The organism is Nocardia sp. NPDC046473 (assembly GCF_040645995.1).
GTDB lineage: Bacteria > Actinomycetota > Actinomycetes > Mycobacteriales > Mycobacteriaceae > Nocardia.
On sequence record NZ_JBEYZJ010000015.1, the window covers coordinates 1 to 24,533 of the forward strand.

Genomic DNA, 24,533 nt, shown 5'->3' on the forward strand with positions numbered 1-24,533 from the left:
CCCCCACGGCGAAACTGTCCTGACACCGGCACCCACCCGATGCCAGTCCCGCCTGCGACTGCGCGGCGAGCTCGGCTGGGCGTTCGACCGGCTCGCGCACGTCACCCATTGAGCTGCAGCGAGATTCGCGTCCTGGTGAAGTCCTGCGACGGCCTCATCAAGATCCTGCGGCCCGCCGTCGCAGCAGTCTGCGCAGCCACACGCGAAGCAGGGCCGAACTGCGCAGCACCACCGGGCGTAGAACAGGCGTGACGCGCACCATCAGCGAGCCCACCACCACCCAGCCGATGATCAAGACAAGCATCCAAACTTGCGCACCAGGTTGAATCCAGGTGTCTCCCAAACGCTCTGGACCGAACAGCTGAAAGACTGTGTGCTCGGTCGAGCCCCTTCAGGTAATCTTCAGCCTGCGGGCTGACAATGACGGGTGTGCAACCGGGTCGAATACTTGTCATCGAGGACGCCGAGGCCATCCGAGTCGCGGTGGAATCGGGCCTGACCACGGCCGGACATCAGGTGCTCAGTCGCGCGCACGGTCAGCTGCTCGAACGCGATCTGGCGCAGTTCCGCCCCGATGTGGTCGTGCTCGACATCATGCTGCCGGGACGCGACGGATTCACTCTGCTCGAGACCACCCGCGCGCGGTCGGGCGCGGGTGTGGTCATGCTGACCGCCCGCGACGGCATCGAGGACCGGTTGCGCGGGCTACGAGCAGGCTCGGACGACTACGTGGTCAAACCGTTCGACCTCGCCGAGCTGGTGGCCCGCGTCGATGCGCTGCTGCGGCGGATGGGACGGCTGCGCACCTCGACCACGATCGGGGACCTGGTCATCGACGTGGAGTCCGGTGCGGTGCGCCGCGCCGACGTAACCATTCCGTTGACTGTCACCGAGCTGAAGGTCCTCGCCTACCTCGCCGCGCACCGCGACCGTGTGGTCACCAAAGCTCAAATACTCACCGCTGTATGGGGATACGAGGATTACGACCCGAACTTGGTCGAGGTGTATGTCAGTGCGGTCCGGCGCAAGCTGGAGGCGCATGGGCCGCGCTTGCTGCACACCGTCCGTGGCCTCGGCTACACCCTGCGGGTCGGTGACCAGTGATCTGCGGCCGGGCGGGTGCGCGATGAGGACCGTGTCGCTGCGCAGGCGGGTCACGCTCACCACTGCGGCGGTGCTCGCGGTGGTGCTGATCCTCGTTTCGCTGGTGGTACACAGCTTGTTCGCGGTGGCGGTGAATCGCAGCCAGAACGCGGTGCTCGCCGACCGCGTCCAGCTGGCGCAGCAACTCTCGAAACAGGACACATCACCCACGGAGCTACTCGCCCGCATCGATGCGCGATCGGTGCGGGCGCGGCTGGTTCTCGCCGACGGCCGCACCTTCGGCAGCTCGAGCACCCAACGCGAGGACCAGTCCTCGGTGAAGACCAGACACGTGGTGCTGACTGGTCAGGGCGAGCTGGATCACGCGAGACTGACTTTGCAGCTCGATACAAAACTGTTGGCGGGGGCCCAGTCGAAGCTGGTGGAGGTGCTCGCCGGCACGACCGCGGCGGCGTTGCTCGTGATCGTCGTCGGGCTGCCGTTCGGTATCCGGCGCGCCCTCGCCCCCTTGGATACGATGACGCTGCTGGCTCGGCAGATCGCGCGCGGACGACGCGGACAAAGGTTGTCACCCGATCAGACCGATACCGAACTCGGCCGCACCGCAACAGCTTTCGATGAAATGCTCGACGCACTCGAGGGCGCCGAAGCGCGGGCCAATGCGTCGGAAGAACAGATCCGCGCGTTTGTCGCCGACGCCGCACACGAGTTGCGCACTCCGATCAGCGGAATTCGCGCCATCGCGCAGGCGGTCGTGCAGCAACCGCTCGACGCCGACCCCGAGACCCGGCAACAGCTGCAACTGCTGCTGGTCCGTGAGGCTCAGCGCGCCGGGCGCCTGGTCGACGATCTGGTCGAGTTGGCCCGGATCGACGCCGGACTGCAGCTACGGCCGACACCCACCGATCTCTACGATCTCACCTGCGCGCAACTGGATCGGATGCGGCTGCTGCGTCCCGATATCGAATTCGAGCTCGCGGGCGATCACGTGATAGCGGCCGTCGACTCGGATCGCATCAATCAAGTGCTGCTGAACCTGCTCGAGAACGCGTGCCAGGCAATTCGGGGCAACGGTGCGGTGACGGTGCTGATCCGCAGTACGGATGCGCTCGTCGAGTTGATCGTCCGTGACACCGGCCCGGGAGTGCCGCCCGGCGAACGCGAACGGATCTTCGACCGGCTGGTGCGCCTGGACCAGGCGCGCGAACACCGCGCGGACGGCTCGGGCCTCGGGCTAGCCGTCGCGCGTGGCATCGCCGAAGCCCATGGCGGCGGACTGATTTGCGTCGATCCGCCGACCGGAGCGCAGGGTGCGGTGTTCGTGCTAGGGCTGAAGATCGCCTGAAGATAGCGCTCTGAACCGGGCGCTGCCGGGGCTGGGTTGGCAGATTCGATGAGGACAGCTTCCGCCGAACACTGGAGTGAACACATGAAACGCACCCTCATCGCCGCCACCCTCACCGGTCTCGCCGGTCTCGCCATCGCCATGCCCGCAGCCGCCTCCGCCGATCCCGGACCACAATGCAACCCCGCGGCGGCAGCCCAGGCCCGGGCGGACAGCGCGCCGAAGGTCGCGGCATTCCTGGCCAGTCACCCGGACTTCGCCGCCGAAATCGCGAAAGTGCATGCCCTGCCCAAGGACCAGCGCAAAGCGGAGCGCACGGCCTACCGGCAGGCGCACCCGCAGGAAGCACAAGACTTCAAGAACGCCCGTGCCGCCATCCGCGACTACCGTCACGCTTGCCACAAATAGCCGTCGACCACCGAGCTCGAGTCTGTTGAGCGCCATCTCGCCCAGCGATAGCGCCATCGCAGGTTCCGCATCGACCGGGGCGCGGTCTATGTCAGGCGTAGCAGCCCGGCGATGACCGTAGGCGCTGCGCGCCGGTGGATACCCGGTCTCGTGGGGTCAAGGCACAAGAGCCGACATCCCTTGCACCGCAAGGGATGTCGACTCTCACAGTCCCCGGTGGGACACGCGCGCTAAACACACGAATCGACCTGCGCGGTGCAGACTTCCCCAACTGGCGGACCGTCGGATCGATAGGCTGTTGCCGTGAAAGAGATGTTGGAGAAGGGCGATGGCTGTGAACTGCCTGCCACCGCTGTCTACTGGCTCAGCGACGATCCACAACCGGGCATCGTCCTGGTCGAATTGGTAGATGCACACGGCCGACCTCACCAACTGGTCGACAAGTCCGCCATGTTCGGCGGGGACCTGCTTCCCACATCCGCCTATCCATGCCCCACCACAATCCAGTGCACCATCGAGGACATCGACGACGGCATAGCTACGGTCAGCACCTGGTGGTTATCCGGCGGCCCCGACGATGTGCCATTCGTCTTCGACGTACGCCTGGACACCCTCGCACCAACCGACCACCTGCCACCGCCAAAGCTTCTGAACTAGGCACTTGGACAGTGATTGATCGTCGAGTTCTTCCATCGAATGTGTTCATGGAGAACGCCTGTTCAGTCTCCACTGAACCAGAGGTATCCATTCCTGCGGATAGCCGTTTCTGCGGCCTTGCGCAATGCGGTGAGCAGTTCCGCCTCTTTGTCGTCGGCCGCCGACATCGTCGCGAGCTCATCCAGGAGCATGTTCAGCTGGGAGGTGTTGAACATCGTGTCCGCATGCGCATGCAGGCCGCTGAGCAGTGAGCCTGCCGGGGCATTCGCGCGATACTTGACGAGCGTGTCCTCCGCATCACCGTATGCCAGCTCGATTTTTTCGTGGATTTGATTTTGAATGATGATGTCGATGCCCAATTCAATTCCTGACGTCTATGGTATCGGGTACATGGTGATAACTCCGCCGAACCTATCGGTAACTATCTTGTATCGAGTAGTTGCGTAACCGCCCAACTTCTCGGACACGCTACCGACGATATTATCTGGACCTGCATCCACTTCACGTTCGAAGTTGCCATCCTTGTTCGGTCCTCTGGCAGGCGAGTTCTCGGCCGCCTCGACCAGCTCGTCGAGCTTTTCGCTGGTAATCGTGTCGGGCCAGGTGCCCTTGGACGGATTATATTCGGAGCCGCCTTTGATATGTTTTCCGCGTATATACTTTTCGGCTTCATCGGTCAGGCCGGGAGCCGGGTTGCCCGGTGCCAGCGGCAGGTTCTTGAACTCGTCCGCTTCGTCGATCGACGCCGTCATCGCGATGATCGCGGCCAGCTTGGTGATGATCCCGTCGAGGCCACCCTCGTGTGCCCAGGCGAAGGCGGCGACAACGCCGACAGTACCGGCGGCGAGCTCGGCCATCCCCAGGATTTTGGGCATCTGACTCGCCCGGTACCCGGATTGGATGGCCGCAACAGCCTCGCCGACCTCGACTTCGCCAGCGACCGCTGCGGCTTCACCGGAGCCCCCGAAGCTGAACACGAACAACCCGATGCCGAGCACGGCCGTGATGCCGAGAGCCCATTCCAGACTGTTGATCGAATTGGTGGTCGTGTGGCTCAGGTCGACCGAAGCGGCATGATATTCGCCGACCGTCGGGGCCATCTTCTGCGCGGCGGTGGTTACGGCGTCCGCGCTGGTTTTCAGGGTGGTGAAAGTTGCTTGGATAGCTGCCCGGTTGGCCTCGGTGTCCTGGTCGTGGAAAAGCCCCGAGATCGTGTCGATCCGGGCGGCGGCACCGGTGATGGTGCTGTTTTTGGCGAAGGCAGACCAGGTAGTGTGGGCCTTGTCGAGTTTGTCTTTGTCGCCGTTCGGCAGCTTGCCGAACATGGAAAGCACCTTGGCGACGATCTTGTCGAAGAACGCCTTGACCGCCCCGCCGACACCGCCACCGTGGTCGAAGCCGATCCCGTTGTCGCGCACCGAGGTCGGGATGCTGACCTGATACTGACCGACGCCGCTGATATCAGGGCGCGACGGCAGGGGGTTGTTCTTGTTGGCGACCGCGTAGTTGTACGCCGTGGCGCTGAGAATTCCGGCGTAATTGGTCAAGGCGTTGGCCAAGCTGGAGCATGCCTGCATGGTCTGCTGGGCGGCCTGATCGTAGGCTTGGCCCCACTGCATGCTGCCGGGCGCGTCACCGGCCATCCCCGCGCAGTCGCCCTTGACCGCGTCGTGCACCGGCTTGTCGGCCGTGCGGAGTTCGTCTGCCAGATCGCGGCATCGCTTGGCGGCGTCGAAATACACCGCCACATCAATCGTGCTCACCTATTGCCCGCTGGTCAGCATTTTCAGATTGAAACTGATCGCCCGCGTGTAGCGGCCGTGGGCCGCCGCGGCGGCGTCGCTCATATCCCTTACGCCGTCGACGAATTCACGGGCTCCGGCGATCCAGTCACTGTGAGCTTGCAGATATGCGGTCGCGGCCGCACTGTCCCAATCACTGCCGGTGAGGGTCTTCGCCTTGCGGTCGATCTCGTCGAGGTGATCGCCGACGAAGCCGGCCAGCGCCGACAACTGCGCCACGATCTCGTCGAGATGATCCAGATCGAACGTGAACTCGTCGGTCACGGCAGATCCAGACTCGACATGCCCAACGCGGCGGCACGACTCTTGTCCACTGTTTGATATGAATCAGCGGTCACGCCGAGCTTCTCCGCCAAGGTAGCCAACGCCGAGACGATCTGACCGCCGCCTTCGCGCACCTCACTCCATCCGCGACCGAACTCGGCCGCATAATCACCCGTCCACGTGCCGGTCTTGCCGTCGTCGGAAGTCAGCCCAGCAACATTGCTTTCCGCCGAGTTCAATGCGGTACGCAGCGTGTCCGCCAGCCCGTACACGTAGTTTCCGAAAGCCCGAACCTGGTCGGGCACGACGGAAAGCGACTGCCCCGAACCAGTATCCGCCCCCGTAGCCATAGCCAGTGACTTTAGCGCCGGGTGAGTGGGCATGTCTATCCGCAACGAGAAGGCAACCGGTTTCCAGTGCATCGAGCCGGGCGTCGACACACAAACGCCCGCACCGGCCGATCCCAGCCACCGACACCACCACCGTCGAGTCCTCGGGCGACATCACTTGGCGATGACGGCCTGTCGTGTGGAGGTTCAATTGCCTATCGATACCAGAAACGCCGCAATCCATTGCATCGCAAAGGATTTCGCCTTGAGCCGGACATTGGGGCGCCGTCGGCAAGCCGCGTGGCCGAGCCTCGGCCCTTCTCCGACGTCGCGCTCGATGGCGTTGCTCAGACGTTGCTGTTCGCGGCCGAGCAACGAACCTTACCGGTCGCTGTTGGGCTCTGCGGGGATGTCGATGCCGTCTTGCATGATGGCCAGGGTGTGGTCGAGGGCCTGGTGCAGGGCAGCAAGACTGTGGTCGGTGCCCCGCATCCAGTGGTCTTGGGCGACACCAAGGCCGGCGAAGCAGCAGGCGGCCAGGAGCTGAGGGCCTAGATCGTCGGCCGGAAGACCGGCGCGCGCGGCGAAGCGTTGTGCGAGAGCCTGTTCGCGGGTCATCGCAAGAGCGAAGTTCTCGCCACGCAGGGTCGGGTTTGCGTGCAGCAGCTGCCGCGCTCGGCGTGCGGTGTCGGCCTGATGCTGCCGCTCGGACGCAGCATCGGGATCGAGCAGGTAGTCGCGCAACGCCCCGCGTAGCGCGGTGAGCGCGGACTCGCCCACCGGCCGCCGTTCCAGCGCCGCGAACACCTCCGCCATCACCCCTTCCTCATGGCCGAACACGACATATTTCTTGGACGGGAAGTAGCGGTGGAAGGTGCGCCGGGTGACCTGCGCGGTATCGGCGATCTGCTGCACCGAGGTCTCCTCGAAACCCTGCTGCTCGAATAACCGCAGCGCGATGGTGATCAGCTCCTCCCGCAGGCGTGCCTTCTTGCGGGCGCGCAGCCCGCCCACCTCGGCCCCCGCTGTCACAATCGGCACTCCCGTCTCGGTTACCTGTGTCACAGAGAGTCTTTATTCTCAGAGAGACATTTTCTGGCTACACTCTAGCAAGTGTCTCGGAGAGACAGCTGTTCGTCAATTTTGACATCGCCACCGAATCGGCCCAGAGCCGCCTGCAGTACCGACACCCCCGGCGTGCGGGAGGTGTCCGGCACGAAAAGGAAAGCGAAATGTCTGATATTCGAACGACGTCCGGCATCCGGGCCCTGCTTCGGCACCGATTGCCGTCGACACCGATGACGTTCCCGGGCGAGATGCGCTACGACGTCTTTGAAGCTGCCTGGCATGTCCGCGGCCGGTACCGTCCGGTCGGCCTCGTCGAGCCGCGAGACAAGGACGAGATCATCACCATCCTCGCGTGCCTGCGCCACAGCGAGGTCGCCCACCTGATCACCCGCTCCGGCGGCCACACATTCCAGGGCCTGAACCTGAGCGGTGACGGCGACACGGCGCTCGTACTCGACCTGGTGAACTTCCGCAGAGTAGAGACCGACCTGGCAAACCACGCGATCATCCTGCAGGGTGGCGCCCTGCTCAACGACCTGTACCGGACAGCATGGAACCGCGGCGAATTCGCGGTGCCGATGCGAGACCATCCCCCGAACCAGGTCGCGACCTCGGCCCCAGAGGGCGAATCCCGCGGTCGCGGCCTCCTCAGCGGCCAGGTTCTACAGTGCGAAGTCCTTACCGCCGACGGCACTCTGTGCGTGATCGACCGGCACACCGACCCGGATCTGTTCCGCGCGTTGCGCAACGGCGGCCCCGGCATCATCACCGCGATCACACTCGACGCGAACACCACACTCCGGGGCGACGGCGTCTTACCCTTTCCACCCGGCGATTTCATCGACATATTCAGACCGGTCGTCATGGAAACCGGCCTGCGCGAGTCCGTTTGGTAAGCAAGAGCGGCAACGGCCCGATTCGGTGAATCGCAGCCCCGGAAGGGAGTAGAGAATGCCACAGCCCTACCGCCCGCACCGATTGTCGAGGCAGAGTTCGATCGGCCGTCGACTTCGGGCGGCCGTTGTCACCGTCACGATCACCGCGGGCATCATGGCCGCCGTATCGCCGGTCGACGCCGGGGCCACTCCGGAAACATGCTCTGCCGGTTGGGAATCCACCACACTTGCAACCGGACTCGGCGTCCTCGAGAACCTCGAACCCGACGGCGAGGACGGCTTCTACGTCACCGGAATCCAGAACGGCGTCCTGTACCACGTCGATGCGGCGGGACACGTCGAGACGGTGCTGACGAATCTCGATCATCCGGCGGGAGTCCGGCTCGTAGGCCACTTCCTGTACTTCCTCACCAACAACGCGGTGCGGCCGGGCCCGCCGACCGGCACATTACAACGACTCGACACCGCGACCGGCGCGACGACCACCCTGCTCACCGGCCTCAACGCACCGAATGGGCTGCTGCTACTCCCCGATGGCGACCTGCTCATCTCCGACCTCCCGTACTTCAGCCCACCCGGTGGTATCTCGCGCTTCCGCCCCGCCACAGGCCAATTCACGCCGGTGTGGTCCGCCGTCGCCCAGCCCAACGGTCTCGCGCTCACGCCGGACCGCTCGGCCGTCTACACCGAGAACACCTTCGCTTCGCAGATCGTCCGGATCCCCCTCGACGCCCCCGACGCGCCGACCGTGGTCGCGCGGATCCCCGGCCTGGTCGCCGGGACCGATGACATGGAATCCACCGCAGCGGGAACGCTTTTCGTCGCCGGCAACGTATCCGCCGCCATCCACCAGGTGGACCCGGACACCGGAGCCTCCTGTGCCAGCTACACCGGCTCAGGAGGCATCCCGCCCAACGGACCGACCTCGGTCCGCATCGCGCCCGACGGCAAGGGATGGGCGCTCTACGTCACCGGCTTCGACGGCGCCCTGCGCCGCCTCCGCCCACCACCCGGCATCGACCTCACCCCCGCCTACCAAGACACTCCGCGACGATAGCCCCCGCCTGCTCGACCAGCGATGTCTCGATCCGCCCCTCCTCGCCGCCAGGCCCGAGGCCACCTGGCAGGTTCCATGGAATTCGCTGCGGATGGAAACGGACATTTCCCCCCGTCGCCAGAGTTCTGCGCAATGATATGGCAGAGCCGAGGGCAGAAACATCCGCGAGTAGGCGGATATTTATGAATCCGATAACGGCTCCAGGCGGGGATTTTTCGTGTTTCCGGGGACCTCTGGGCAATGCGTCCGAGTCGATGTACCGTTTGCGATGTAAGGGAGCCGAGTTAGCCGCCCGCAGACGTCGAGACAGTCTGGACTGTGGTCGCTGAAGGACCGGCAACGCGGTGCCGGTATGGGCTCGGATAGGAATGAGGGTGCATCAATGGGGGATTCGGGGAAACGGTTCGGTGTCGACCTATACGAGCTGGAGCAAGCTGCGAAGGCGGATTTTCCGCAGATCGCGTTGGACTACAGTATTGCGATCGGCAGCTGCAACAGCGTCTCAGATCGGCTGGCGCAGGCCTTGGAGCGCCCAGCATACTTCGGTGGTTCCACGCAAGGTCCGGTATACGACGCCTATCACGCTCTGCATGCGACGGTGCTCGGTTTCCTGACCGATACCCAGAAGAATCTGGAAGACACCGCGACGGCCTTGGACAAAGCGGCACAGTATTTCGCCGGTTCCGATCGCGAGGCCGGCGACGAGATGAACCGACTCATGCGCGACGATCCGACACTGGGCGCCACGCAGAACCCGCCGACGCAGAATCGGCCGGGCCACCTCAGGTACGACTTCTAGTAGATTGGGAGGTGGTGGGAAATGAGTTTCGATCAGCTCATGCAACACGCACATGACATTGCCGCGAAAGCCGCCGAAATCGCGCGTCGGGAGCGGACCCCCGCTACCACCGGCAGATCCGGCGTCGGCGCCCCGCCGATGGACCAGATCAGGCAGGAATTCGCCTCGATCGAGCCTGCGTTCGAGCCGTTCACCAAGATGCCCGATCCGGCGCACTACGACCCGCTGATCAATGATTTGAAGCGGGCGATGGGGCAGGTGAACACCGGCTCCGCGCCCCAGACGCAACTCACCGGCGATGTGATGTTGTCGAACGTCGACCTGGCCCACATGAAGACCGACGGTGACTATCTGGCGGGCTGGACCGGCGAGGCCGCGATGGCGTTCAAGAAGAACTTCGTCGATCCCTTCGGAATGGTTGCCGGGAATCAGTTCACGGCGCTGTCGACCATGCGAGGTGTCCTCGAGGCGCATCAGGCGATGTGGGCCGCGGCGCGCAAGGATATCGACAATATCGCGGAAACCACATTGCATGCGTTGGACAACGTCGGTGGCTGCAACAAGACGCAGTGGAGTTACCTGTTCACGGTGCTCTCCGCGGTCGCCACGATCGCTTCGGGGATTATCACCGTCGGAACCGGCGGCGCTACGGCGCCGATCGTGCCGGTCGCAGCGGGCGTCGCCCTCGGCAATGTGACCCTGGGCGGTGCGAATCTCTCGCAATCCGGAAGCTCCGCTGAATCCGTCATCAGCTCGATGATGCACGGCATCGATACCCTGCGCCAGCATATTCAAGACGTCGAGCAGAACCATATCGCAAATTACATCCCACCGCTGATCGGCGCGTTCACCGATAACAAGGACAAACTCGTCGCCGCACGGCCGACCCTGGCCGGAATGAGCCTGCCCGACCTCTACGGCGACCATGGCATGGGCGGCCGCAACTAGGATGGGGGGCGGTACCGTGATGGATTTGGCGATGCGATTGGACAATATCTGCGTCCGGGTGACCGCACCGGGGACGGACATCGAAGCGGAGTTGTCCAGGCGTACCGATATCGCGTTGTTCTTCAAGGACAGTGATTACGCGTTCGTCAATGAACCGATAATGGAGCGGGCGTTGACGAGTATCGCCAGGCTGCTGTGGGTCGGGTGGCAGCGGGAGTACAGACGGGCGATCGAGTATACAAATCTGAGCATCGATGCCGAGAATGCGACGGATTTCGCTTTCTTCGCCGAGCGGGACGCCGTCGAGGCGGCCGGCGAATCGAGCAACAAGCGGATCACGGTCGCCACGGTAGGCATGAAGAGTTTCTCGGTTCACATCGAACCCGACACCGTCCGGGACCTATCCCAAAGTGAGTTCTGTACGAGCGTCTCCGAAGCGGCCGGGAACTTGATCCAGCACTACCTGGCCGAGGTCGGGGAGCTCAAGAAGCGATACTACGACTGACCCCGGTTCGGCACGGACCCCCGAACCGCATCCGCAGGGGATCACCTTGCGGTGTCGGCGATTTCGCCGACACCGGCGGACGTGAGTCCCGCCAGCAGGCCCGCCGCCGTGGTCTGGAACATATCGAGATCGCCGTAGAGCCGGGCAACGAGCAGCGCGCCTTCCAGGCAGCTGATGATCATGTGCGCCTTCTCGCGCGCCGACCCGGTGAAGGCGAGGGTGTGTTCCCGCTGTCCCTGTGTCAGCACTTCGGACAGCCATGCCTCATTTCGTTCGAAGAAGTGGACCACCGATTGCTGCATCGGTTCCGACAGGGTCCGGTACTCGGCGGCGAGCATGCCGCACAAGCACATTCGCTGCTCGCGCAGCACGCCCGCGTATAGGCTCGCATAGTACTCGAGCCGGGCGGGGGCGTCCTCGTCGCTGACCGTCGCCAGCGCTTCGAAGAACCGTTGCTCGTATCGCTGCACGAGCGCGAGCCCCAGCTCTGCCTTGCTCGGAAAGTGGTAGTGCAGAGCCGGTTTGGAGATCGCCAAGACCGCGGCGATGTCGGCGTAGCTGAATCCGTTGAATCCCCGACTCTGCACCATTCGCTCGGCGGCGTCGAGGATGTGTGACCTGGTGCTGCGGTCGCCGCTCGGAGTGCGTGGCGTCATGGTCTCCTGCCTCTTGACTATCGGGCGGGTCCTGGTGAGAATTTGACCTACTAGTAAATCAGTGTACGTCGGGCGGCCTGATCCAACAGCGTCCGTTCTGCGAAGTTGTTGCGGCATCGCCAATTTCGGTCGAGCGTCGAGCATCGCGGTCCGGGTGCCGTACGGGCTTCGCCGAGCCGGGAACTCGTCCATGGAGGAGGGCGAGCCCGGCCAACGTCATGGGGTGACGGATTGGCTGCGGCGGCCGAGTCCGCCTGTGCCCGTAGGACATCGCCGACAATCTCGGATTCCCAGGCGGCAAGAATATGCAAGGACTCAGCGCAATCGACTCAACGGCCGCGCCGGTGGGGACGTCCGGAGCGGGTGAGTCGCTCAGGTGTCCGCCGCTCGACGGTCCAGCCGACCGGTTGATCGGCCGACAGGACGAGCTCGATCGAATGACGGACCGGATCGACAAGCTGGTCGCGGGAGCGGGCGGGGTGGTTCTCCTCGAGGGTGAACCCGGCATCGGCAAAACCGCGGTGCTCAGGGCGGCAACACAGTTGGCGGCCGCGCGCGGGCTTCGCGTGCTGTGGAGCGAAGCCAAGGAGCTCGAACAGCATGTGCCGTTCGCGGCGATCGGACCACTGCTCGCCGCGGTCGAGGCGGTGGCGCCGACCACGGCGAAGCCGCTCCGGAGCCAAGGGGTCAGCACCGGCACAATGACAATCGGGTACGAGACAGCGGCCATCGCAACCCTCCTTGCCGCGACCGAGACCTTGTGCGCGACAGGTCCGTTCGTGGTGATACTGGACGACGCACACTGGGCAGATCCGTCGAGCCTGCGGGCCCTGCATCGGCTGGGAGAACTCCTCCGCGAGCTCCCGCTGCTCCTCATGCTCGCCGTCCAGCCGCTGCCCCGCGAACGTGGGCTGTCGGGCCTGCTCGCTGAATTCGAGTCGCGAGGTGCCGAACTGGTGCGACTCGGGCCGATGAGCGATTCGGAAACTGCTGTGCTGGTGGAACTCTTGCTCGGCGCGGCTGCCGGGCCGCTGCTGTCGGCGGCCGTCGCCAGCGCAGGCGGCAATCCGCTGTACGTCACCGAACTGGTTACCGGAATGCTGCAGGCCGGGTTACTCGAGTCCGGGGAAATCAGTTCGGCCGCATGGACATTCGAAGGGCACGGATCGAGGAGTATCCGCCTGCCGGAATCGCTGACCGAGGCGATCCTGCGGAGGCTGGACCATCTTCCGGCTCGATCACAGCAGATCCTGTCGATGGCGGCGGCATTGGGCCAGGGCGTCGAAGCGATCGAGCTGTCCGAGGTGCTCGCGGCCCCACTCATCGACGTGTGGAACGTGATCAGTGTGGCGGTCGCATCGGGAATCCTGGTTCGTTCCGGCGCCGAGCTGACCTTCCGGCACGACCTGATCCGTCAGGTGCTTGCCGACCAGCTTCCGCCCGCTTCGCGGGTGACGCTGCAGTTGCGAGCGGCACGGGTATTGATGTCGATGAAAGCACCCGTGGAGCGCATCGCGATGTACCTGCTGACCGATGATGGGCCATTGGACGCGACCGGCCTGGAGTGGCTGATGAACGTCGTGGAGAGGCTGGTGATCCGTGCTCCGAAACTGGCTGCCGGACTGCTCGCCCGGGCCATCGAGACCACAAGACTCGCCCCGGAGCGCTACGACGAGTTGCGGCTCTGGCAGGTCAGGGCACTGTTGTGGAGTGGGAATCCGACCGAGGCCGAGGCGGTGGCGCGGCACGCGTTGTCGCAGGGCGCGACCATGGTCGGCCGGCGGCAAGAGGCCGCCAGCATGCTGCACTGGCTGCTGGCCCATGCGTGCTTCGCCCAGGGAAAGCTGTCCGACGCCGTCCACGTCGCCGAGTCGGTACTCGCCCGGCCCGGTCTCAGCTCACTGCAGCAGGGGCGGTTTCACGGATTTCGCGCCTTGTCCAATATGCTGCTCGAGCGTTTCGATACTGCCGAAGAGGCGTCAGCACAGGCGATTTCGACCGGCCACGCGAATGCGGATCCGGTTGCGACGCATCTGGGCTCGCTCACGCTCGGCTTGTTACGGTTCCACCAGGGATTTCTCGGCGAGGCGCGGCAACACGGCGATCGGCTGGCGCGGAATTTCGAATCCAATGGTCGTCGGCGGCTGTCCACCATCGAGCCGTACTCGCTGAGCGGTCGTTGCCTGACCGAGCTCGACGAGCACGCGGCCGCGGAAAAGACACTGACGCTGGCAATTCGGTACAGCGAGGACACGTCCGGTGTATATCTCGGCTCGAACCGGCTGGAACTGGCACGATCACACTTCCTGCGGGGACGCTGGGACGAAACCCTGATAGAACTGCGCGCCTGCCGGGAGGCACCGGACGTCTTCGGATACGCCGCGGCGGCTGAGTGCCTGACGGCTCTCGTTGCGGTGCATCGCGGCACGTTCGCCGGTACCCCGGAGTCGCTACCCGCTCCCGACAATCGATCGGAGGGCCTGGTCTACCCGTATCTGCGCCCGTGGGTGCAGGCACTGGTTTATGAGACACAAGGTGATTCGAGCCGGGCCATGGCAGCCCTGGTCGATCTTTGCCAGGAGTACACCGACGGACGGGCGCCGGCCACGGTGAGTCAGATGTATCCGGATCTGGTGCGCGTGGCGGTCGCGGCCGGGCGGGCGGATGTCGCCGCCAAGGTCGCCATCGCCGCCGACGCGTTGCAGGCGCGTCATGCCACGCACAGCCGACGCGCTACGGCGGCGCTGTGCCGCGGAGTGGCCGAGGGTGATTCCGCGCTTGTCGCCCAGGCCGTCGAATCGTTCCGGCAGGCGGGTCGCCCCTGGTATCAGGCACAGGCGAACGAAATGCTCGCCACCCTGCTCGCGGGCGACGGTCAGGCCGCGCAAGCTCGATCCGCATTGGCGAACGCGATCGATCTGTACGCCGGGTTCGGCGCCGAGTGGGATATCGCACGGGCCGACGCGCGCCTGCGAGAATTCGGGATTCGCCGTGGCCGCCGCGGCCGCCGCAACCGGCCCAAGACCGGCTGGCAGGCGCTGACACCCACTGAGCAGAAGGTTGCCGCTCTGGTAGCGCAGGGACTATCGAACCCCGAAATTGCCGCCAGAATGTTCCTGTCGCCCCGCACTGTGCAGTCACACCTGTCGAAGATTCTGACGAAACTGCGTCTGCAATCACGGATTCAGGTAGTCGTGGCCCTGGCTCAACAAGGCGCATTCACGACCACGGGCTGAGCTTCGATTCGGCCACCCGGTGGGCAGGGCGAACAACTCGACCACTCTCAACTAGACGATATCGGCCGCGGCGGACGGACTGCGGTCATCAGCCGCATCAGCGAGGGGCTCCATCCCCGGTCGTTGAAAATCGCCTCCGCCGTCCGGTCCAGCGAATCCAAGTAATCCGGAAAGGTGACGCCCGTGGCGTTCCAGCCCCGCGCAGTGAACCATTCCACCGCATCGCTGCCCTGCTCGTTGTAGACCAGATCCGCCCAATCGGGTTGGCTGCTCATGCGGCCGGCCGGTTCAGCAGGAGCCTGGTCGGGCAACGTGGGCGGCTCCTCGATAGCGACGCGGCTCCCGGGGGCGCTGGCCAGCTCGATATCGTCGAACAGCCGATCCCCTGCGGCCGCCGACAGATAGAACAACAACCCCTCGGCCAGCCATGCGGTTGCTTCGCTCGGATCAAAACCGTGCTCGCGCAATATCTTTGACCAATCCGCACGCAGGTCCACCGGGACCTCTCGGCGGTCGGCGCGCGGCTCATCACCGCAGGAGGACAGCACCCGCCGCTTGAATTCCAGCACCGTGCTGCGGTCGAGTTCGTAAATGGTCGTGCCGTCGGGCCAGGGCAGACGGTAGGCGCGGGCGTCCAGACCGGCGCCCAAAATGACGACCTGACGTACTCCGGCACGCATGGCCGTGTCGAAGTAGTCGTCGAAGTATTTGGTTCGTGCCGCCTGGTAGAGCTGGAAGTAGACGCCGAATTTCGGGTCCAGCAGCGAATGTTCGGCCATCTTGCCGTCGAGCAGATCCGCCCACTCCGGTCCTGCCGCGCGGACAAAGAACTCTGCATATGGGTCGACGGCCAGCGGTTCGGGTCCGCGACCGGCGAGGGCGCGCGCCGCGGCGACGAACAATGCCGTGGCCCCGACCCCTGTGCTTATGTCCCAGGTATCTCCCTCGGTACGCATGATCGGGCACTGTAGTCGTCGGCTCGTAGCCGGCACGCCAACCGGCTCGGGATGTTGCTGGCCATTTTCTCAAACCTGTGTAATCACTTGTTCCTGCGACAGAACAAATCTCAGCACCGAAGGCGGCGGTGGACTTGCGTGCCGGCACTGTCTGCCGGATCCCTATTCGGTACACGCTGCGCATCAGGGTGGGCCGGGTGTGCCGAGACGTTGTCGCCCCCTTACTGTGTGGCGTCAGGTCGGTGTCGGTGGTTGTGTGCCGAGCGGACCGCCGGCATTTCGATCCGCCCCGCTGCCGCCGGCATCGAACATGCATTGACAGTCAGATCTGCTTGCAGGACCGGGGATTCACGTACCTGGTCGCTGCCCCCGACACCGCAACGGACAGTAGGAGAAGATCAGGATGCGCTCGGCACGACTGGCAACGGCAGTGACGATCATGGTGGTCGGACTCCTGGGCGCGACCCCTGCCATGGGAGTCCCGCCCACTCCGCATCCGGCTGTTTCGTGCCGGGATCTTTCCATCCCGGTCACGCTGGGGGCGAGCCAGCCGCTCTACCTGATGGGCGGGCGTTTGTGCGTTCCCGCGGGGGCCACGGTCTTGCAGGTGTTGGTTCCGGGTTTCACCTACAGCAGCGACTACTGGGATTTTCCCTACGAGCCGGATCGGTACAGCTATGTCCGGGTGGCAAACACGTCGGGCTTCGCGACATTGAACATCGACCGGCCCGGCGCCGGCTCGTCCGCCCTGCCGCCGTCTCAGCTTCCGCCCGCGGCAGCGCTCACGGTGGACAGCGAAGCCGACGCGCTCCACCAAGTACTGAGGGCCTTGCCAGCGATAGCAGGCGGCAATCGATTCGCCCGGACTATGTTGGTGGGTCACAGTTTGGGCGCCACCGTGTCGGCGGTTGTTGCGGCCAAGTTCCCCGGCGACGTCGACGGGGTCATCCTCACCAGTGACCTGCACTCGACGCCTTCACTCGGTGCCGACGACCCCAACCATCCAGCGGCCGAAGAACCCGAGTTCGCTGGTTATCCCGCCGGTTATGTCACCACCAGGAAGGGCGTACGCGGGCCGCTGTTCTACGACACCGACTACGCCGACCCGAAGGTCATCGCCGAGGACGACAAGCGCAAGAGCACCGGCACGATCAGTGAACTGGCCACCGGCAACGATGCGTCCGGATCGCCTACGGTGTCGCAGGGTATTTCGGTGCCGGTCCTGCTCGTGGTCGGCCGGAATGACCACATCTATTGTGCGCAGCATCGGTCGTGCGCCGATGCCGAGGCAGTCCTGACCCACGAACGCGGCTACTACACCGCAGCCCCGGAACTGGCCGCTTTCGTCCTGCCCGAGGCTGGGCACTCCATCAACCTGCACCCCAACGCGCGCGACTGGTTCGACGCCGCCATAAAGTGGACCACCGATCACGTCGCCCACTGACGCCAGCGACCGCGCGACGTCGGTGCGGTCCCCGATGTCGGACTCCCCTACGGTCGGTGACTACGCAGTCAATGTGAATCTAGGAGTCTTTGCTTCGGGTCGGCGGGGGCCGCATCGCCTTCATCGTTGCGGCGATGTACTGGTCGCCGACTCGCAAGTGAGGTGCGTATCGGGCGGCCAGCCGATGGCGCATCAGCCGCAGTTCCCCGACTGCGTTGCGCGAGGTTTCGTTCGATTGGGCAATCGATCGACGCAGGTCCACCATGTTGTAGGCCAACGTGACATGACGTTCGGCGTCGATGAGGTCGGCCTCCAGGAGGTCGTTGCAAGCATCGGCCAGCTCGGCGGAGTGCGTGGCCAGCTCAGCGTAAGTCTGCGGAAGCGCCGCGAGTAAGGACCGCACTGTCTTCCGGTAGATCTTGTAGGAATACTGCATCCGCCCGCTGAGCGGCGTGGTTTGCGCCGGAGCCATCATGGCCGGCCGAACGACCTCATGGTAGTACTCGACCGGCATCGCAGCGGCGTGAGCCATGGCGGCGGGCAGCCCCCGCACCAGCACCACTGCTGACCGAAGTCGCTGCGCCGCAACGGATCCGGGCTCATCAGGGAGGCGGCGGATTGCGTCCCCCACCGCGGCTGCTGCGCATCGGGTGAATTGCGCGTGAATCTGATGCCCGAGGATCCACCGGGTGCTCCAGATATCCTCTGCCGACGCACAAGTCGCGGTCCGCGTCGGTGGGCTGCTGGCACTGCGGTGGACAGCTGACGAGGCCGCTGCCATATCGGTGCCAGAGATTCCCGTCAGATCGGATAGCACCTGTCTCATGGCGGCCGTCTCCGACGCCAGGTCGGCACCAGCCATGGGAGCAATGGCAAGATCGCCCAATCCGCCCGGGGCGAAGATCAATGCCGCGTGCAGTGCTGCCTGGTGCGGCGACAAGTCGGCTTCACGGATCCGGAAGAAATTCTCGCTCACCGACCGGACCGGCAGGTCCTCTCCACAAACGGGAGGCGCATGCTCGGACAAAGCTACTGCGAAAGCAGTCAAGAACTCCCCGGCTCGACACAAGCTCACCTCTCGCGCTGCGGGGCTCGTGTAAGCCGTAACCTCGGCCAGCGCCGCCATCGCCTGTACCGCAAGGGTCTTCGACCTCGACGTGAGGGCCGGTGGCAAATCGATTTCACCCTCATGGAGAACTGCCACGGGGAGTGAAGTTTTGGTCCCTGCCCGCACAGATGCCATCGCGATATTTTAGCACCTCGGTCTTGCCCTGCGACATTGCTGGGAGGTGGCCCGTCGAGGCAAAGCTGGTGGTGTCGCCGATTTCCAGCAGCCGCTCGCGAGTTATGCCCGCCGGCATTAGCAAACCAATGACAATCGACTGGGCATGGGTGTTCCACTAGGGACCGTCCAGTCCGCATGAGAAATTCGATCTCCATAATTTGTCCAAGAATATTCACATTCGTTCCACCAACCACCGAGTTCAGCGCCGTCGGCTGACTCAGCGCAGTTCGCGCGAAAAGGTGGCCGCGCTCGAAGAAGCGCTCCGAATACTGGTTTCGACCGCTTCACGCAGCGCGCGGAATTCGGAGGCAAGGGCGTCGAGTGTGTAGTGGGCGTTGAGCCCGCTAGGGTTTGGCAGCACCCACACCGCGGTGTCACCGATCCGCTCGGGTTGGGGGCCGACGGTGGTGCGTGGACGACCGAAAGCCGTGCGGTAGGCACCGATACCGAGTACTGCCAGCACTCGGGGTTGATACTGCTCGACCCGATCCACCAGGGCGCGTCCACCGGCGCGCAGTTCGTCGGTGGTCAGCTGCTCGGCTTTGGCGGTCGTGCGTGCGGCCACATTCGTGATCCCCAAGCCCAGCGCGAGCAGGTCTCGCTGTTCGTTGGGCCGCAGTAGGCGCGGCGTGAAGCCGGATCGATGCAAGGCCGGCCAGAACCGATTTCCCGGACGAGCAAAGTGATATCCGGTTGCCCCGGACCACAGGCCCGGATTGATTCCGCAAAACAGCACATGCAAACCGGGCCCGATCACATCGGGAATAGTCTTGTCCTGCGCCGCGGCCAGATCAGCGGGCGACGGCCGAGCCGACGAACCAGAACCCATTCCCACAGTCTGCCGGGTGCCCGACCGACCGGCTGCCGCAGGGCTCGGTGCACGCGGCATTGAGGTCTCCGGCGATCCCCAGTTGGCTATTGCCGCACGTCATGCATTGGGGGGCAGTGGGTTTGGGTGTCCGGGGTGGGCGGGTCGTATCGTGATCATGCCGCTCGGCGGACAAACCTCTCACCGGGTCGGCTTGCCGCTGAAGCCGTGTGCGAACAGCACAGTAGTAGGAGGTACGTCGATGGCACGACTCAGCAGAACCGCGACCATTCTGGCGGCGGTGGCACCGCTCGCCACAGCCCTGATCTTCCTTCCCGCGGCCCCCGCGCAGGCCGCCGAGGGCGATCTGAGCTGCTCGACGACGCTCGAGTTCACCTTCGATCCGGCGTTGCGGGCGAACGGCTCTTCGAAGGTCACGATCAGCGGCGACCTCACGGCTTGTTCCGCACGCAACGGCAAGCACGCCGGCCTCGACTCGGGCAGGTTGCAGGGCACGGGTTCGGCGACCGCGACGGCAGGCGGCTTCAACCCGTGCCGGTTGCTGATCAGCTTGCAGGGAGGCGGCACCATCGGCTGGGCGCCCGGCGGCACGAGCACCGTCGACTGGAAGATCACTCACGACCCGCACACCGGCGGAATCGAGTTCAGCGCCAACGTCACCGGCGGCGAGCTGAACGGTGATGCGGTCACGCTGTCCGGGCCCGGTGGCACCTCCAACCCCGGTTGCGACACCGAGGGTTTGTCGACCTTGTCTGTGCGGGCGCAGGTGGTGTTCAACTGATCCGGGCCACCCCGCGCGCCGTCCGGGCCGCGCAGCCGAGATGGCGTCCTGAAAAATCACCGCCGGTCCTGCGGAACAGCATCATCTGTCACACCAGTTCGGATTTGTAGAAAATGCTTGCCACGCGCGCCTTTTCGGCGCCCGAGGCGAAGCCGAAGCACAGCCGCGGCCGGCCTGCCACGATCTGGATGGCCATTCCCTCCGGTTCGCGATAGTCCAGCGACTTTCCCGCCTGGGTCAGCTCCCGCTGCGTCTGCGCGCCGGTCCGCAGATCCACGCAGGTGAGGTAGGTGTTGCCGGGTGCGGGATTGCTGTCGCCATAGGCGTTTCCGGTCAGCAGATACAAGTAATCGCCGAAGGCGGTGTACCCCTGGAAGGTGCCCAGTCCGTCCGGCGAGGCGATGTCGAACAGCGGCGTCGTACCGCCCGCCTCGACGTCCTTCAGATCGAAGACGGCATAACGGAACTCGCTGCCCTGCGCGTAGCGCATAACCAACCGATTGGTCGACGGGTCGATCGCACAGGTGGTATTGATCGCCCCGGGCACAAGGGAGTATTTCTGCAACTCCCCGGACGAGGCCGTCACCGTCCGCCCGTCGGTGAACTCGAATCGAGCGATCCTGCTGCCTCGCGCACTTCCCTCCGAGCTCACCGCATCGGTCTCGGTCCATAGATACGCCGAGGCCCCTACCGGCTCGACGCCGATCTGCACGCCGTGCCCGAAACCCAGCAAATACATGTGCCCCAGCACCACACCCGCCGTCGACAACTTCGTCAGACACAAATCGCCCGCAGCCCCCGAACCTGCCCCGTTCCGCACCTGGACCGCGTAGATGTGACCGTTCACATTGTCGAAAGCGAAGGATTGCAGCACGGTTTCGTCATACAACGCCTTACGCCACAGCAACTCACTCGACGCCGCACTCAACTCGAACCGCGACTCCCCTACTTCCTCGGCGACCGCACGACCGCCGACAGCCCACGCGGCCACGACACCAGCCCCCAGCCCGAAGAAGCGCCGCCGCGATACCAGCACACGCGAAGTCATCAAACCTCCACTCGGCAACCGATCACCCGCCACCCGCAGTCTGCCCGCTCGAACACCACCGCCCCAGCCCTCGTCTCGAATGACAATCCCCTGTTCATTCCACCGTCACCGAGACATCACCCTCCTCGAGCTGCCTGAGATCGGCGCCCCGGACGGGTATTCGGGAGGGGCGGTCGCCTTCGACCTCCCGGCTGGCGGTAATCGAGCCGCGCGCCGTGGCTGCACGTCTGTTCGCCGGAACGTTCGCGCCTTCGACGGCCTGCGCCAACGTGTCGTTCATTTTGTCCCAGATGTCGGCGCGGTTGCGCTTCTCTGCCGACAGCTGCGGGCTATCCTCCGTCCGATCAGGCGTTTCCCTTCGGAGTGAAACGAGTTGCCCATGGCCGGCAGGATTCGACGAATTATCGCGGTGTCGGCCGGGTTGACGGCCTTGGTATCGGTGGGCATCTCAATTGAAATGCCGACAGCTGCCGTCGCCGACGATTTCCCCAGCCTGCCGACCGCAATGTCGCCAGGCGACATCATCAACAGTGAATCGCTACGGGTCGCGCTGTCGGTGCCACTTGATACTGGACCATTTCCAGCCAACGCTCAGCGAATCGTCTATCGCACGACCGACACCAAGGGCGGGCCGACAACCGCGACCGCAACGGTGCTCAGCCCGATTCCGCCGTGGCGCGGCTCCGGCGAGCGGCCACTGGTGAGCTTCGCCGTCGGCACCCATGGGATCGCGCCGCATTGCCGCACTTCGGAGTTGATTCAAACCTTGCTGACCTACCGCCCCCCGTTCGACATCTCCACCGAGTACGAGGCCATGTTCATCGGTGCGATGCTAGCGCAGGGAATCGCGGTAGTAGTCACCGATTACATTCCCAGCACATATCTCATCACTGCGGCCGAAGGAAATGCCGTGATCGACGCGGCGCGCGCCGCGCAGCGGCTGCCCGACGCCGGTATTCCAGCACGCGGGCCTATCGCGTTCTGGGGTTACTCACAGGGCGGGCACGCGGCGGCTGCCGCCGCTGAGCAGGTCGGATCTTATGCACCTGAACTCGATCTCAAGGGCTCTTATGTCGGTGCACCACCGGTTTCGCATCTGAATCTGTTCCGGTACGCCGAGGGCGGAATGTCACTGGGCGCCGGCGGATTCTTCCTGAAGTCGCTGATCAGCTCCTACCCCGAGGCGAAAATCGCAGTTGACGAGATGCTCAGCGACAAAGGGCGGCAGTTCCTCGACACTACCGCCGCCCAATGCGTCGGCGGGGCGATGCTGAGCTACGCCCTCCAGCCGTCCAATTCGCTGACAAAGGACGGCCGCTCGATGGCGCAGGTCCTCGAAGCCGACCCGCGGACAGCTCAAGTGCTCGAGGAGATGATGCTCGGCCGCGCCGGACCCACTGCGCCGGTAATGCTGGTGACCGGAAGCAATGACGACCTGGTACCCCCTGCCGATCCCCGGCGACTCGCACACACCTGGTGCAGCATAGGTGCCACGGTTGACCTGGTTGATCTGCAGCTCCCAATGGTATTGCCCGGCTCGATCATCGGACACACTGTCAACTCGCCGATCGTCGGGCTCACTGAGGGGCAGCGTTGGCTCAACGACCGTTTCAACGGTGTTCCCGCACCCTCGACATGCGCCTGAGAAGTTATTCGTTTCAGCTATTGTTCCGGTTATGCGGATCACGAAGCGAACTTGCGCGGCCGTGTTCCTCAGCGCGACATTATGGGTCGGGTCCCCACTGTCCGCCGCGGCAGACAGTGGGGACCATCCAGAATTCATGACACCGGGTCTCTGCGGAAGCATGGAGCGGGACGCCTCGCTGCGGGCCGACGAGGCGAGTCTGCTTGCTCGACTCGGACGGCTCGACACACTGCGCGGACCAGAGGATTTGGCGTCACTCGCTGCCCTCGGTTATGCGCTGCCGGTGCATATGTTTGTCAGTTTCCACAATATGGGAGTGTCATTCGCACGGCCGGAGGCGATCCTCGAAAAGGAAGTCCGATCGGGCCATCCGGGGGTCGTCATCTACCGGCCGAATCCAGCCGCCGTCGACGTGACCGACCCGTACCAGCCCGCCTTTCCTTACGAATTGGTCGGCTGGGGCCACGGGGTCAGGTACACCCCCGGCGTGTTTCCTACTTCTCGTGATCTCTGTGTGCACCCGGCGGACTGGTTCGTCCACGAGCAAGGCGTGCACACTTTGCCCACATGGGGTTTCGCCGCCCAACCGCCGCTCGAACGTTTTCGCGGCGAGGTTCCCGGCGAAATCTTTCCGCTGCCGCTGGCAGCCCCTGGCCCCACACATGGCCGCTTCTGGGATGTTCACGTTTGGCGTGATCCGGCGGGCGGCACACCGGTCGTCGGGATCCATCGCCCGTTCGGCCATATCGCGGGTCTGCCGATGGCGCCGGACACCGCGTTCTTCTACCCCGACCGGTAGGCACGACCCGGTCTCGTGCCTGCGGAACGCCTCCCTGGGCGCGGTCGACATGAGGTCGCATTGCCTGTTCATAGCGGCTGAACGCCCGGTCGAGGTTTCCATCGCAGGCGGCCCATTCAGTGGCCAGGACGTCGGCGCCGATCATAGCCAGCGATGTTCCCTGGCCGGAGAAGAACGACGGTGCGAACGCCGAGTCACCGAGCAGCACCACCCGTCCGCTCGACCACCGGTCCATATGCACCTGGCTGGCCGAGTCGAAATAGAAGTCCTCGGACTTTTTGAGTGCGTCCAGCATCTCGGCGACCTTCCAGCCCGGCGCGGCGGAGTACTCGTCGAACACCAGCTGCCGTTGTTGCTCGACGTCGTGGTAGTCGTATGCGATTTCCGGAGAGCGGAAGAGGAAGCCGCCCATCGTCCGGGCGGCGTAGTCAGCGATCAACACCGACCGGCCGGGCACGCTGTACAGGAAGGCCTCTCCGTCCGCACCGAGTTCGGCAGGCAGGGAAAGGATGCCGTAGTACCTGCTGAGACGTCGACAGCCGGACTAGCAAAACACAAGAAGATTGGTTCCGCCAGCGGCTCGACTTCTTCGGCTCGTCAGCTCTCTTCGATCAAGGTGCAACAGGTGAAGCGCTGCAACGAAGGACTACAGGGCCGGTGTCTACTGTGGTC

Annotated in this window: 26 protein-coding genes; 14 read left to right on the forward strand and 12 right to left on the reverse strand. The window is 64.5% G+C overall.

Going from position 1 to position 24,533, the window contains the following annotated elements; all coding sequences use genetic code 11:
* Positions 1 to 157: 157 nt before the first annotated feature.
* Positions 158 to 304 carry a hypothetical protein gene (locus tag ABZ942_RS41430; RefSeq protein ID WP_357391749.1) on the reverse strand — a complete coding sequence of 49 codons (147 nt, stop codon included), beginning with the start codon at positions 302 to 304 and terminating at the stop codon, positions 158 to 160.
* A 116-nt stretch (positions 305 to 420) separates the two neighbouring features.
* Between ABZ942_RS41430 and ABZ942_RS41435 the strand changes: the two genes are divergently transcribed.
* The 4 genes from ABZ942_RS41435 (at position 421) to ABZ942_RS41450 (ending at position 3,514) form a co-directional block, all read left to right on the forward strand.
* Positions 421 to 1,104 carry a response regulator transcription factor gene (locus ABZ942_RS41435; protein ID WP_357391750.1) on the forward strand — a complete coding sequence of 228 codons (684 nt, stop codon included), beginning with the start codon at positions 421 to 423 and terminating at the stop codon, positions 1,102 to 1,104.
* The gene (locus tag ABZ942_RS41440) at positions 1,094 to 2,449 is read left to right on the forward strand and encodes a HAMP domain-containing sensor histidine kinase (RefSeq protein ID WP_357391751.1); all 1,356 of its coding nucleotides are present in this window, start codon (positions 1,094 to 1,096) and stop codon (positions 2,447 to 2,449) included. Before ABZ942_RS41435 ends, ABZ942_RS41440 begins: the two co-directional genes overlap by 11 nt.
* Before the next feature lie 84 nt (positions 2,450 to 2,533).
* Positions 2,534 to 2,857 (forward strand): hemophore-related protein, encoded by a 324-nt coding sequence (locus ABZ942_RS41445; RefSeq protein WP_357391752.1) that lies wholly within the window; start codon positions 2,534 to 2,536, stop codon positions 2,855 to 2,857.
* A 312-nt stretch (positions 2,858 to 3,169) separates the two neighbouring features.
* Positions 3,170 to 3,514 (forward strand): hypothetical protein, encoded by a 345-nt coding sequence (locus ABZ942_RS41450; protein ID WP_357391753.1) that lies wholly within the window; start codon positions 3,170 to 3,172, stop codon positions 3,512 to 3,514.
* 62 nt (positions 3,515 to 3,576) lie between these two features.
* Here ABZ942_RS41450 and ABZ942_RS41455 read toward each other — a convergent pair whose 3' ends face one another.
* From ABZ942_RS41455 to ABZ942_RS41475, 5 genes are all read right to left on the reverse strand, one after another.
* Positions 3,577 to 3,873, reverse strand: a complete 297-nt coding sequence (locus ABZ942_RS41455) for a hypothetical protein (protein ID WP_357391754.1) — start codon at positions 3,871 to 3,873, stop codon at positions 3,577 to 3,579.
* A gap of 15 nt (positions 3,874 to 3,888) precedes the next feature.
* Positions 3,889 to 5,277, reverse strand: a complete 1,389-nt coding sequence (locus tag ABZ942_RS41460; RefSeq protein ID WP_357391755.1) for a hypothetical protein — start codon at positions 5,275 to 5,277, stop codon at positions 3,889 to 3,891.
* Positions 5,278 to 5,580, reverse strand: a complete 303-nt coding sequence (locus ABZ942_RS41465) for a WXG100 family type VII secretion target (protein ID WP_357391756.1) — start codon at positions 5,578 to 5,580, stop codon at positions 5,278 to 5,280.
* Entirely contained in the window at positions 5,577 to 5,930 is a 354-nt protein-coding gene (locus ABZ942_RS41470) for a type VII secretion target (RefSeq protein WP_357391757.1), read from the reverse strand. Before ABZ942_RS41470 ends, ABZ942_RS41465 begins: the two co-directional genes overlap by 4 nt.
* A 360-nt stretch (positions 5,931 to 6,290) precedes the next feature.
* Complete coding sequence (locus ABZ942_RS41475) at positions 6,291 to 6,974, reverse strand: TetR family transcriptional regulator (protein WP_357391758.1); 684 nt, start codon at positions 6,972 to 6,974, stop codon at positions 6,291 to 6,293.
* On the opposite strand from ABZ942_RS41475, the gene ABZ942_RS41480 reads away from it, so the two are divergent.
* The 5 genes from ABZ942_RS41480 (at position 6,968) to ABZ942_RS41500 (ending at position 11,182) form a co-directional block, all read left to right on the forward strand.
* On the forward strand, positions 6,968 to 7,873 hold the full coding sequence (locus tag ABZ942_RS41480) for an FAD-binding protein (protein WP_357391759.1): 906 nt from the start codon (positions 6,968 to 6,970) through the stop codon (positions 7,871 to 7,873). The two genes, ABZ942_RS41475 and ABZ942_RS41480, sit on opposite strands and share 7 nt — an antisense overlap.
* A gap of 55 nt (positions 7,874 to 7,928) precedes the next feature.
* Positions 7,929 to 8,930: an SMP-30/gluconolactonase/LRE family protein gene (locus ABZ942_RS41485; RefSeq protein ID WP_357391760.1), complete on the forward strand. Its 1,002-nt coding sequence runs from the start codon at positions 7,929 to 7,931 to the stop codon at positions 8,928 to 8,930.
* 382 nt (positions 8,931 to 9,312) lie between these two features.
* The gene (locus ABZ942_RS41490; RefSeq protein WP_357391761.1) at positions 9,313 to 9,729 is read left to right on the forward strand and encodes a hypothetical protein; all 417 of its coding nucleotides are present in this window, start codon (positions 9,313 to 9,315) and stop codon (positions 9,727 to 9,729) included.
* Between the two features lie 21 nt (positions 9,730 to 9,750).
* Positions 9,751 to 10,677, forward strand: coding sequence for a hypothetical protein (locus ABZ942_RS41495; protein WP_357391762.1), 927 nt, complete (start codon positions 9,751 to 9,753; stop codon positions 10,675 to 10,677).
* 58 nt (positions 10,678 to 10,735) lie between these two features.
* Positions 10,736 to 11,182, forward strand: a complete 447-nt coding sequence (locus tag ABZ942_RS41500; protein WP_357391763.1) for a hypothetical protein — start codon at positions 10,736 to 10,738, stop codon at positions 11,180 to 11,182.
* 41 nt (positions 11,183 to 11,223) lie between these two features.
* On the opposite strand, the gene ABZ942_RS41505 is transcribed toward ABZ942_RS41500, so the two are convergent.
* Positions 11,224 to 11,838, reverse strand: coding sequence for a TetR/AcrR family transcriptional regulator (locus tag ABZ942_RS41505; protein WP_357391764.1), 615 nt, complete (start codon positions 11,836 to 11,838; stop codon positions 11,224 to 11,226).
* 305 nt (positions 11,839 to 12,143) lie between these two features.
* On the opposite strand from ABZ942_RS41505, the gene ABZ942_RS41510 reads away from it, so the two are divergent.
* Positions 12,144 to 15,074, forward strand: a complete 2,931-nt coding sequence (locus ABZ942_RS41510) for an AAA family ATPase (protein WP_357391765.1) — start codon at positions 12,144 to 12,146, stop codon at positions 15,072 to 15,074.
* A 47-nt stretch (positions 15,075 to 15,121) separates the two neighbouring features.
* On the opposite strand, the gene ABZ942_RS41515 is transcribed toward ABZ942_RS41510, so the two are convergent.
* Positions 15,122 to 16,030 (reverse strand): SAM-dependent methyltransferase, encoded by a 909-nt coding sequence (locus ABZ942_RS41515; protein ID WP_357391766.1) that lies wholly within the window; start codon positions 16,028 to 16,030, stop codon positions 15,122 to 15,124.
* Between the two features lie 403 nt (positions 16,031 to 16,433).
* Between ABZ942_RS41515 and ABZ942_RS41520 the strand changes: the two genes are divergently transcribed.
* A complete protein-coding gene (locus ABZ942_RS41520) occupies positions 16,434 to 17,474 on the forward strand; it encodes an alpha/beta fold hydrolase (protein WP_357391767.1) in 1,041 nt (346 codons plus the stop codon).
* A gap of 79 nt (positions 17,475 to 17,553) precedes the next feature.
* On the opposite strand, the gene ABZ942_RS41525 is transcribed toward ABZ942_RS41520, so the two are convergent.
* Positions 17,554 to 18,450, reverse strand: coding sequence for a hypothetical protein (locus ABZ942_RS41525; RefSeq protein WP_357391768.1), 897 nt, complete (start codon positions 18,448 to 18,450; stop codon positions 17,554 to 17,556).
* 526 nt (positions 18,451 to 18,976) lie between these two features.
* Positions 18,977 to 19,588: a G/U mismatch-specific DNA glycosylase gene (gene mug, locus ABZ942_RS41530; RefSeq protein WP_357391769.1), complete on the reverse strand. Its 612-nt coding sequence runs from the start codon at positions 19,586 to 19,588 to the stop codon at positions 18,977 to 18,979.
* 241 nt (positions 19,589 to 19,829) lie between these two features.
* Between mug and ABZ942_RS41535 the strand changes: the two genes are divergently transcribed.
* Positions 19,830 to 20,369: a hypothetical protein gene (locus ABZ942_RS41535; RefSeq protein WP_357391770.1), complete on the forward strand. Its 540-nt coding sequence runs from the start codon at positions 19,830 to 19,832 to the stop codon at positions 20,367 to 20,369.
* 88 nt (positions 20,370 to 20,457) lie between these two features.
* Here ABZ942_RS41535 and ABZ942_RS41540 read toward each other — a convergent pair whose 3' ends face one another.
* On the reverse strand, positions 20,458 to 21,417 hold the full coding sequence (locus ABZ942_RS41540) for a hypothetical protein (RefSeq protein ID WP_357391771.1): 960 nt from the start codon (positions 21,415 to 21,417) through the stop codon (positions 20,458 to 20,460).
* A 94-nt stretch (positions 21,418 to 21,511) separates the two neighbouring features.
* Positions 21,512 to 21,697 (reverse strand): hypothetical protein, encoded by a 186-nt coding sequence (locus tag ABZ942_RS41545; RefSeq protein ID WP_357391772.1) that lies wholly within the window; start codon positions 21,695 to 21,697, stop codon positions 21,512 to 21,514.
* A 177-nt stretch (positions 21,698 to 21,874) separates the two neighbouring features.
* On the opposite strand from ABZ942_RS41545, the gene ABZ942_RS41550 reads away from it, so the two are divergent.
* A complete protein-coding gene (locus ABZ942_RS41550) occupies positions 21,875 to 23,062 on the forward strand; it encodes a lipase family protein (protein WP_357391773.1) in 1,188 nt (395 codons plus the stop codon).
* 31 nt (positions 23,063 to 23,093) lie between these two features.
* Positions 23,094 to 23,861: a hypothetical protein gene (locus tag ABZ942_RS41555; protein WP_357391774.1), complete on the forward strand. Its 768-nt coding sequence runs from the start codon at positions 23,094 to 23,096 to the stop codon at positions 23,859 to 23,861.
* Positions 23,862 to 24,533: the final 672 nt, after the last annotated feature.

Bases quoted from the DNA above. Each gene is read 5' to 3' on its own strand.
- ABZ942_RS41505 (WP_357391764.1), bottom strand. From the start codon at position 11,838: ATGACGCCACGCACTCCGAGCGGCGACCGCAGCACCAGGTCACACATC.
- ABZ942_RS41435 (WP_357391750.1), top strand. From the start codon at position 421: ATGACGGGTGTGCAACCGGGTCGAATACTTGTCATCGAGGACGCCGAG.
- ABZ942_RS41545 (WP_357391772.1), bottom strand. From the start codon at position 21,697: ATGAACGACACGTTGGCGCAGGCCGTCGAAGGCGCGAACGTTCCGGCG.
- ABZ942_RS41495 (WP_357391762.1), top strand. From the start codon at position 9,751: ATGAGTTTCGATCAGCTCATGCAACACGCACATGACATTGCCGCGAAA.
- ABZ942_RS41450 (WP_357391753.1), top strand. From the start codon at position 3,170: ATGTTGGAGAAGGGCGATGGCTGTGAACTGCCTGCCACCGCTGTCTAC.
- ABZ942_RS41520 (WP_357391767.1), top strand. From the start codon at position 16,434: ATGCGCTCGGCACGACTGGCAACGGCAGTGACGATCATGGTGGTCGGA.
- mug (WP_357391769.1), bottom strand. From the start codon at position 19,588: ATGGGTTCTGGTTCGTCGGCTCGGCCGTCGCCCGCTGATCTGGCCGCG.
- ABZ942_RS41430 (WP_357391749.1), bottom strand. From the start codon at position 304: ATGCTTGTCTTGATCATCGGCTGGGTGGTGGTGGGCTCGCTGATGGTG.
- ABZ942_RS41490 (WP_357391761.1), top strand. From the start codon at position 9,313: ATGGGGGATTCGGGGAAACGGTTCGGTGTCGACCTATACGAGCTGGAG.
- ABZ942_RS41470 (WP_357391757.1), bottom strand. From the start codon at position 5,930: ATGGCTACGGGGGCGGATACTGGTTCGGGGCAGTCGCTTTCCGTCGTG.
- ABZ942_RS41485 (WP_357391760.1), top strand. From the start codon at position 7,929: ATGCCACAGCCCTACCGCCCGCACCGATTGTCGAGGCAGAGTTCGATC.
- ABZ942_RS41515 (WP_357391766.1), bottom strand. From the start codon at position 16,030: ATGCGTACCGAGGGAGATACCTGGGACATAAGCACAGGGGTCGGGGCC.
- ABZ942_RS41535 (WP_357391770.1), top strand. From the start codon at position 19,830: ATGGCACGACTCAGCAGAACCGCGACCATTCTGGCGGCGGTGGCACCG.
- ABZ942_RS41555 (WP_357391774.1), top strand. From the start codon at position 23,094: ATGCGGATCACGAAGCGAACTTGCGCGGCCGTGTTCCTCAGCGCGACA.
- ABZ942_RS41540 (WP_357391771.1), bottom strand. From the start codon at position 21,417: ATGACTTCGCGTGTGCTGGTATCGCGGCGGCGCTTCTTCGGGCTGGGG.
- ABZ942_RS41550 (WP_357391773.1), top strand. From the start codon at position 21,875: ATGCCGACAGCTGCCGTCGCCGACGATTTCCCCAGCCTGCCGACCGCA.
- ABZ942_RS41445 (WP_357391752.1), top strand. From the start codon at position 2,534: ATGAAACGCACCCTCATCGCCGCCACCCTCACCGGTCTCGCCGGTCTC.
- ABZ942_RS41510 (WP_357391765.1), top strand. From the start codon at position 12,144: ATGCAAGGACTCAGCGCAATCGACTCAACGGCCGCGCCGGTGGGGACG.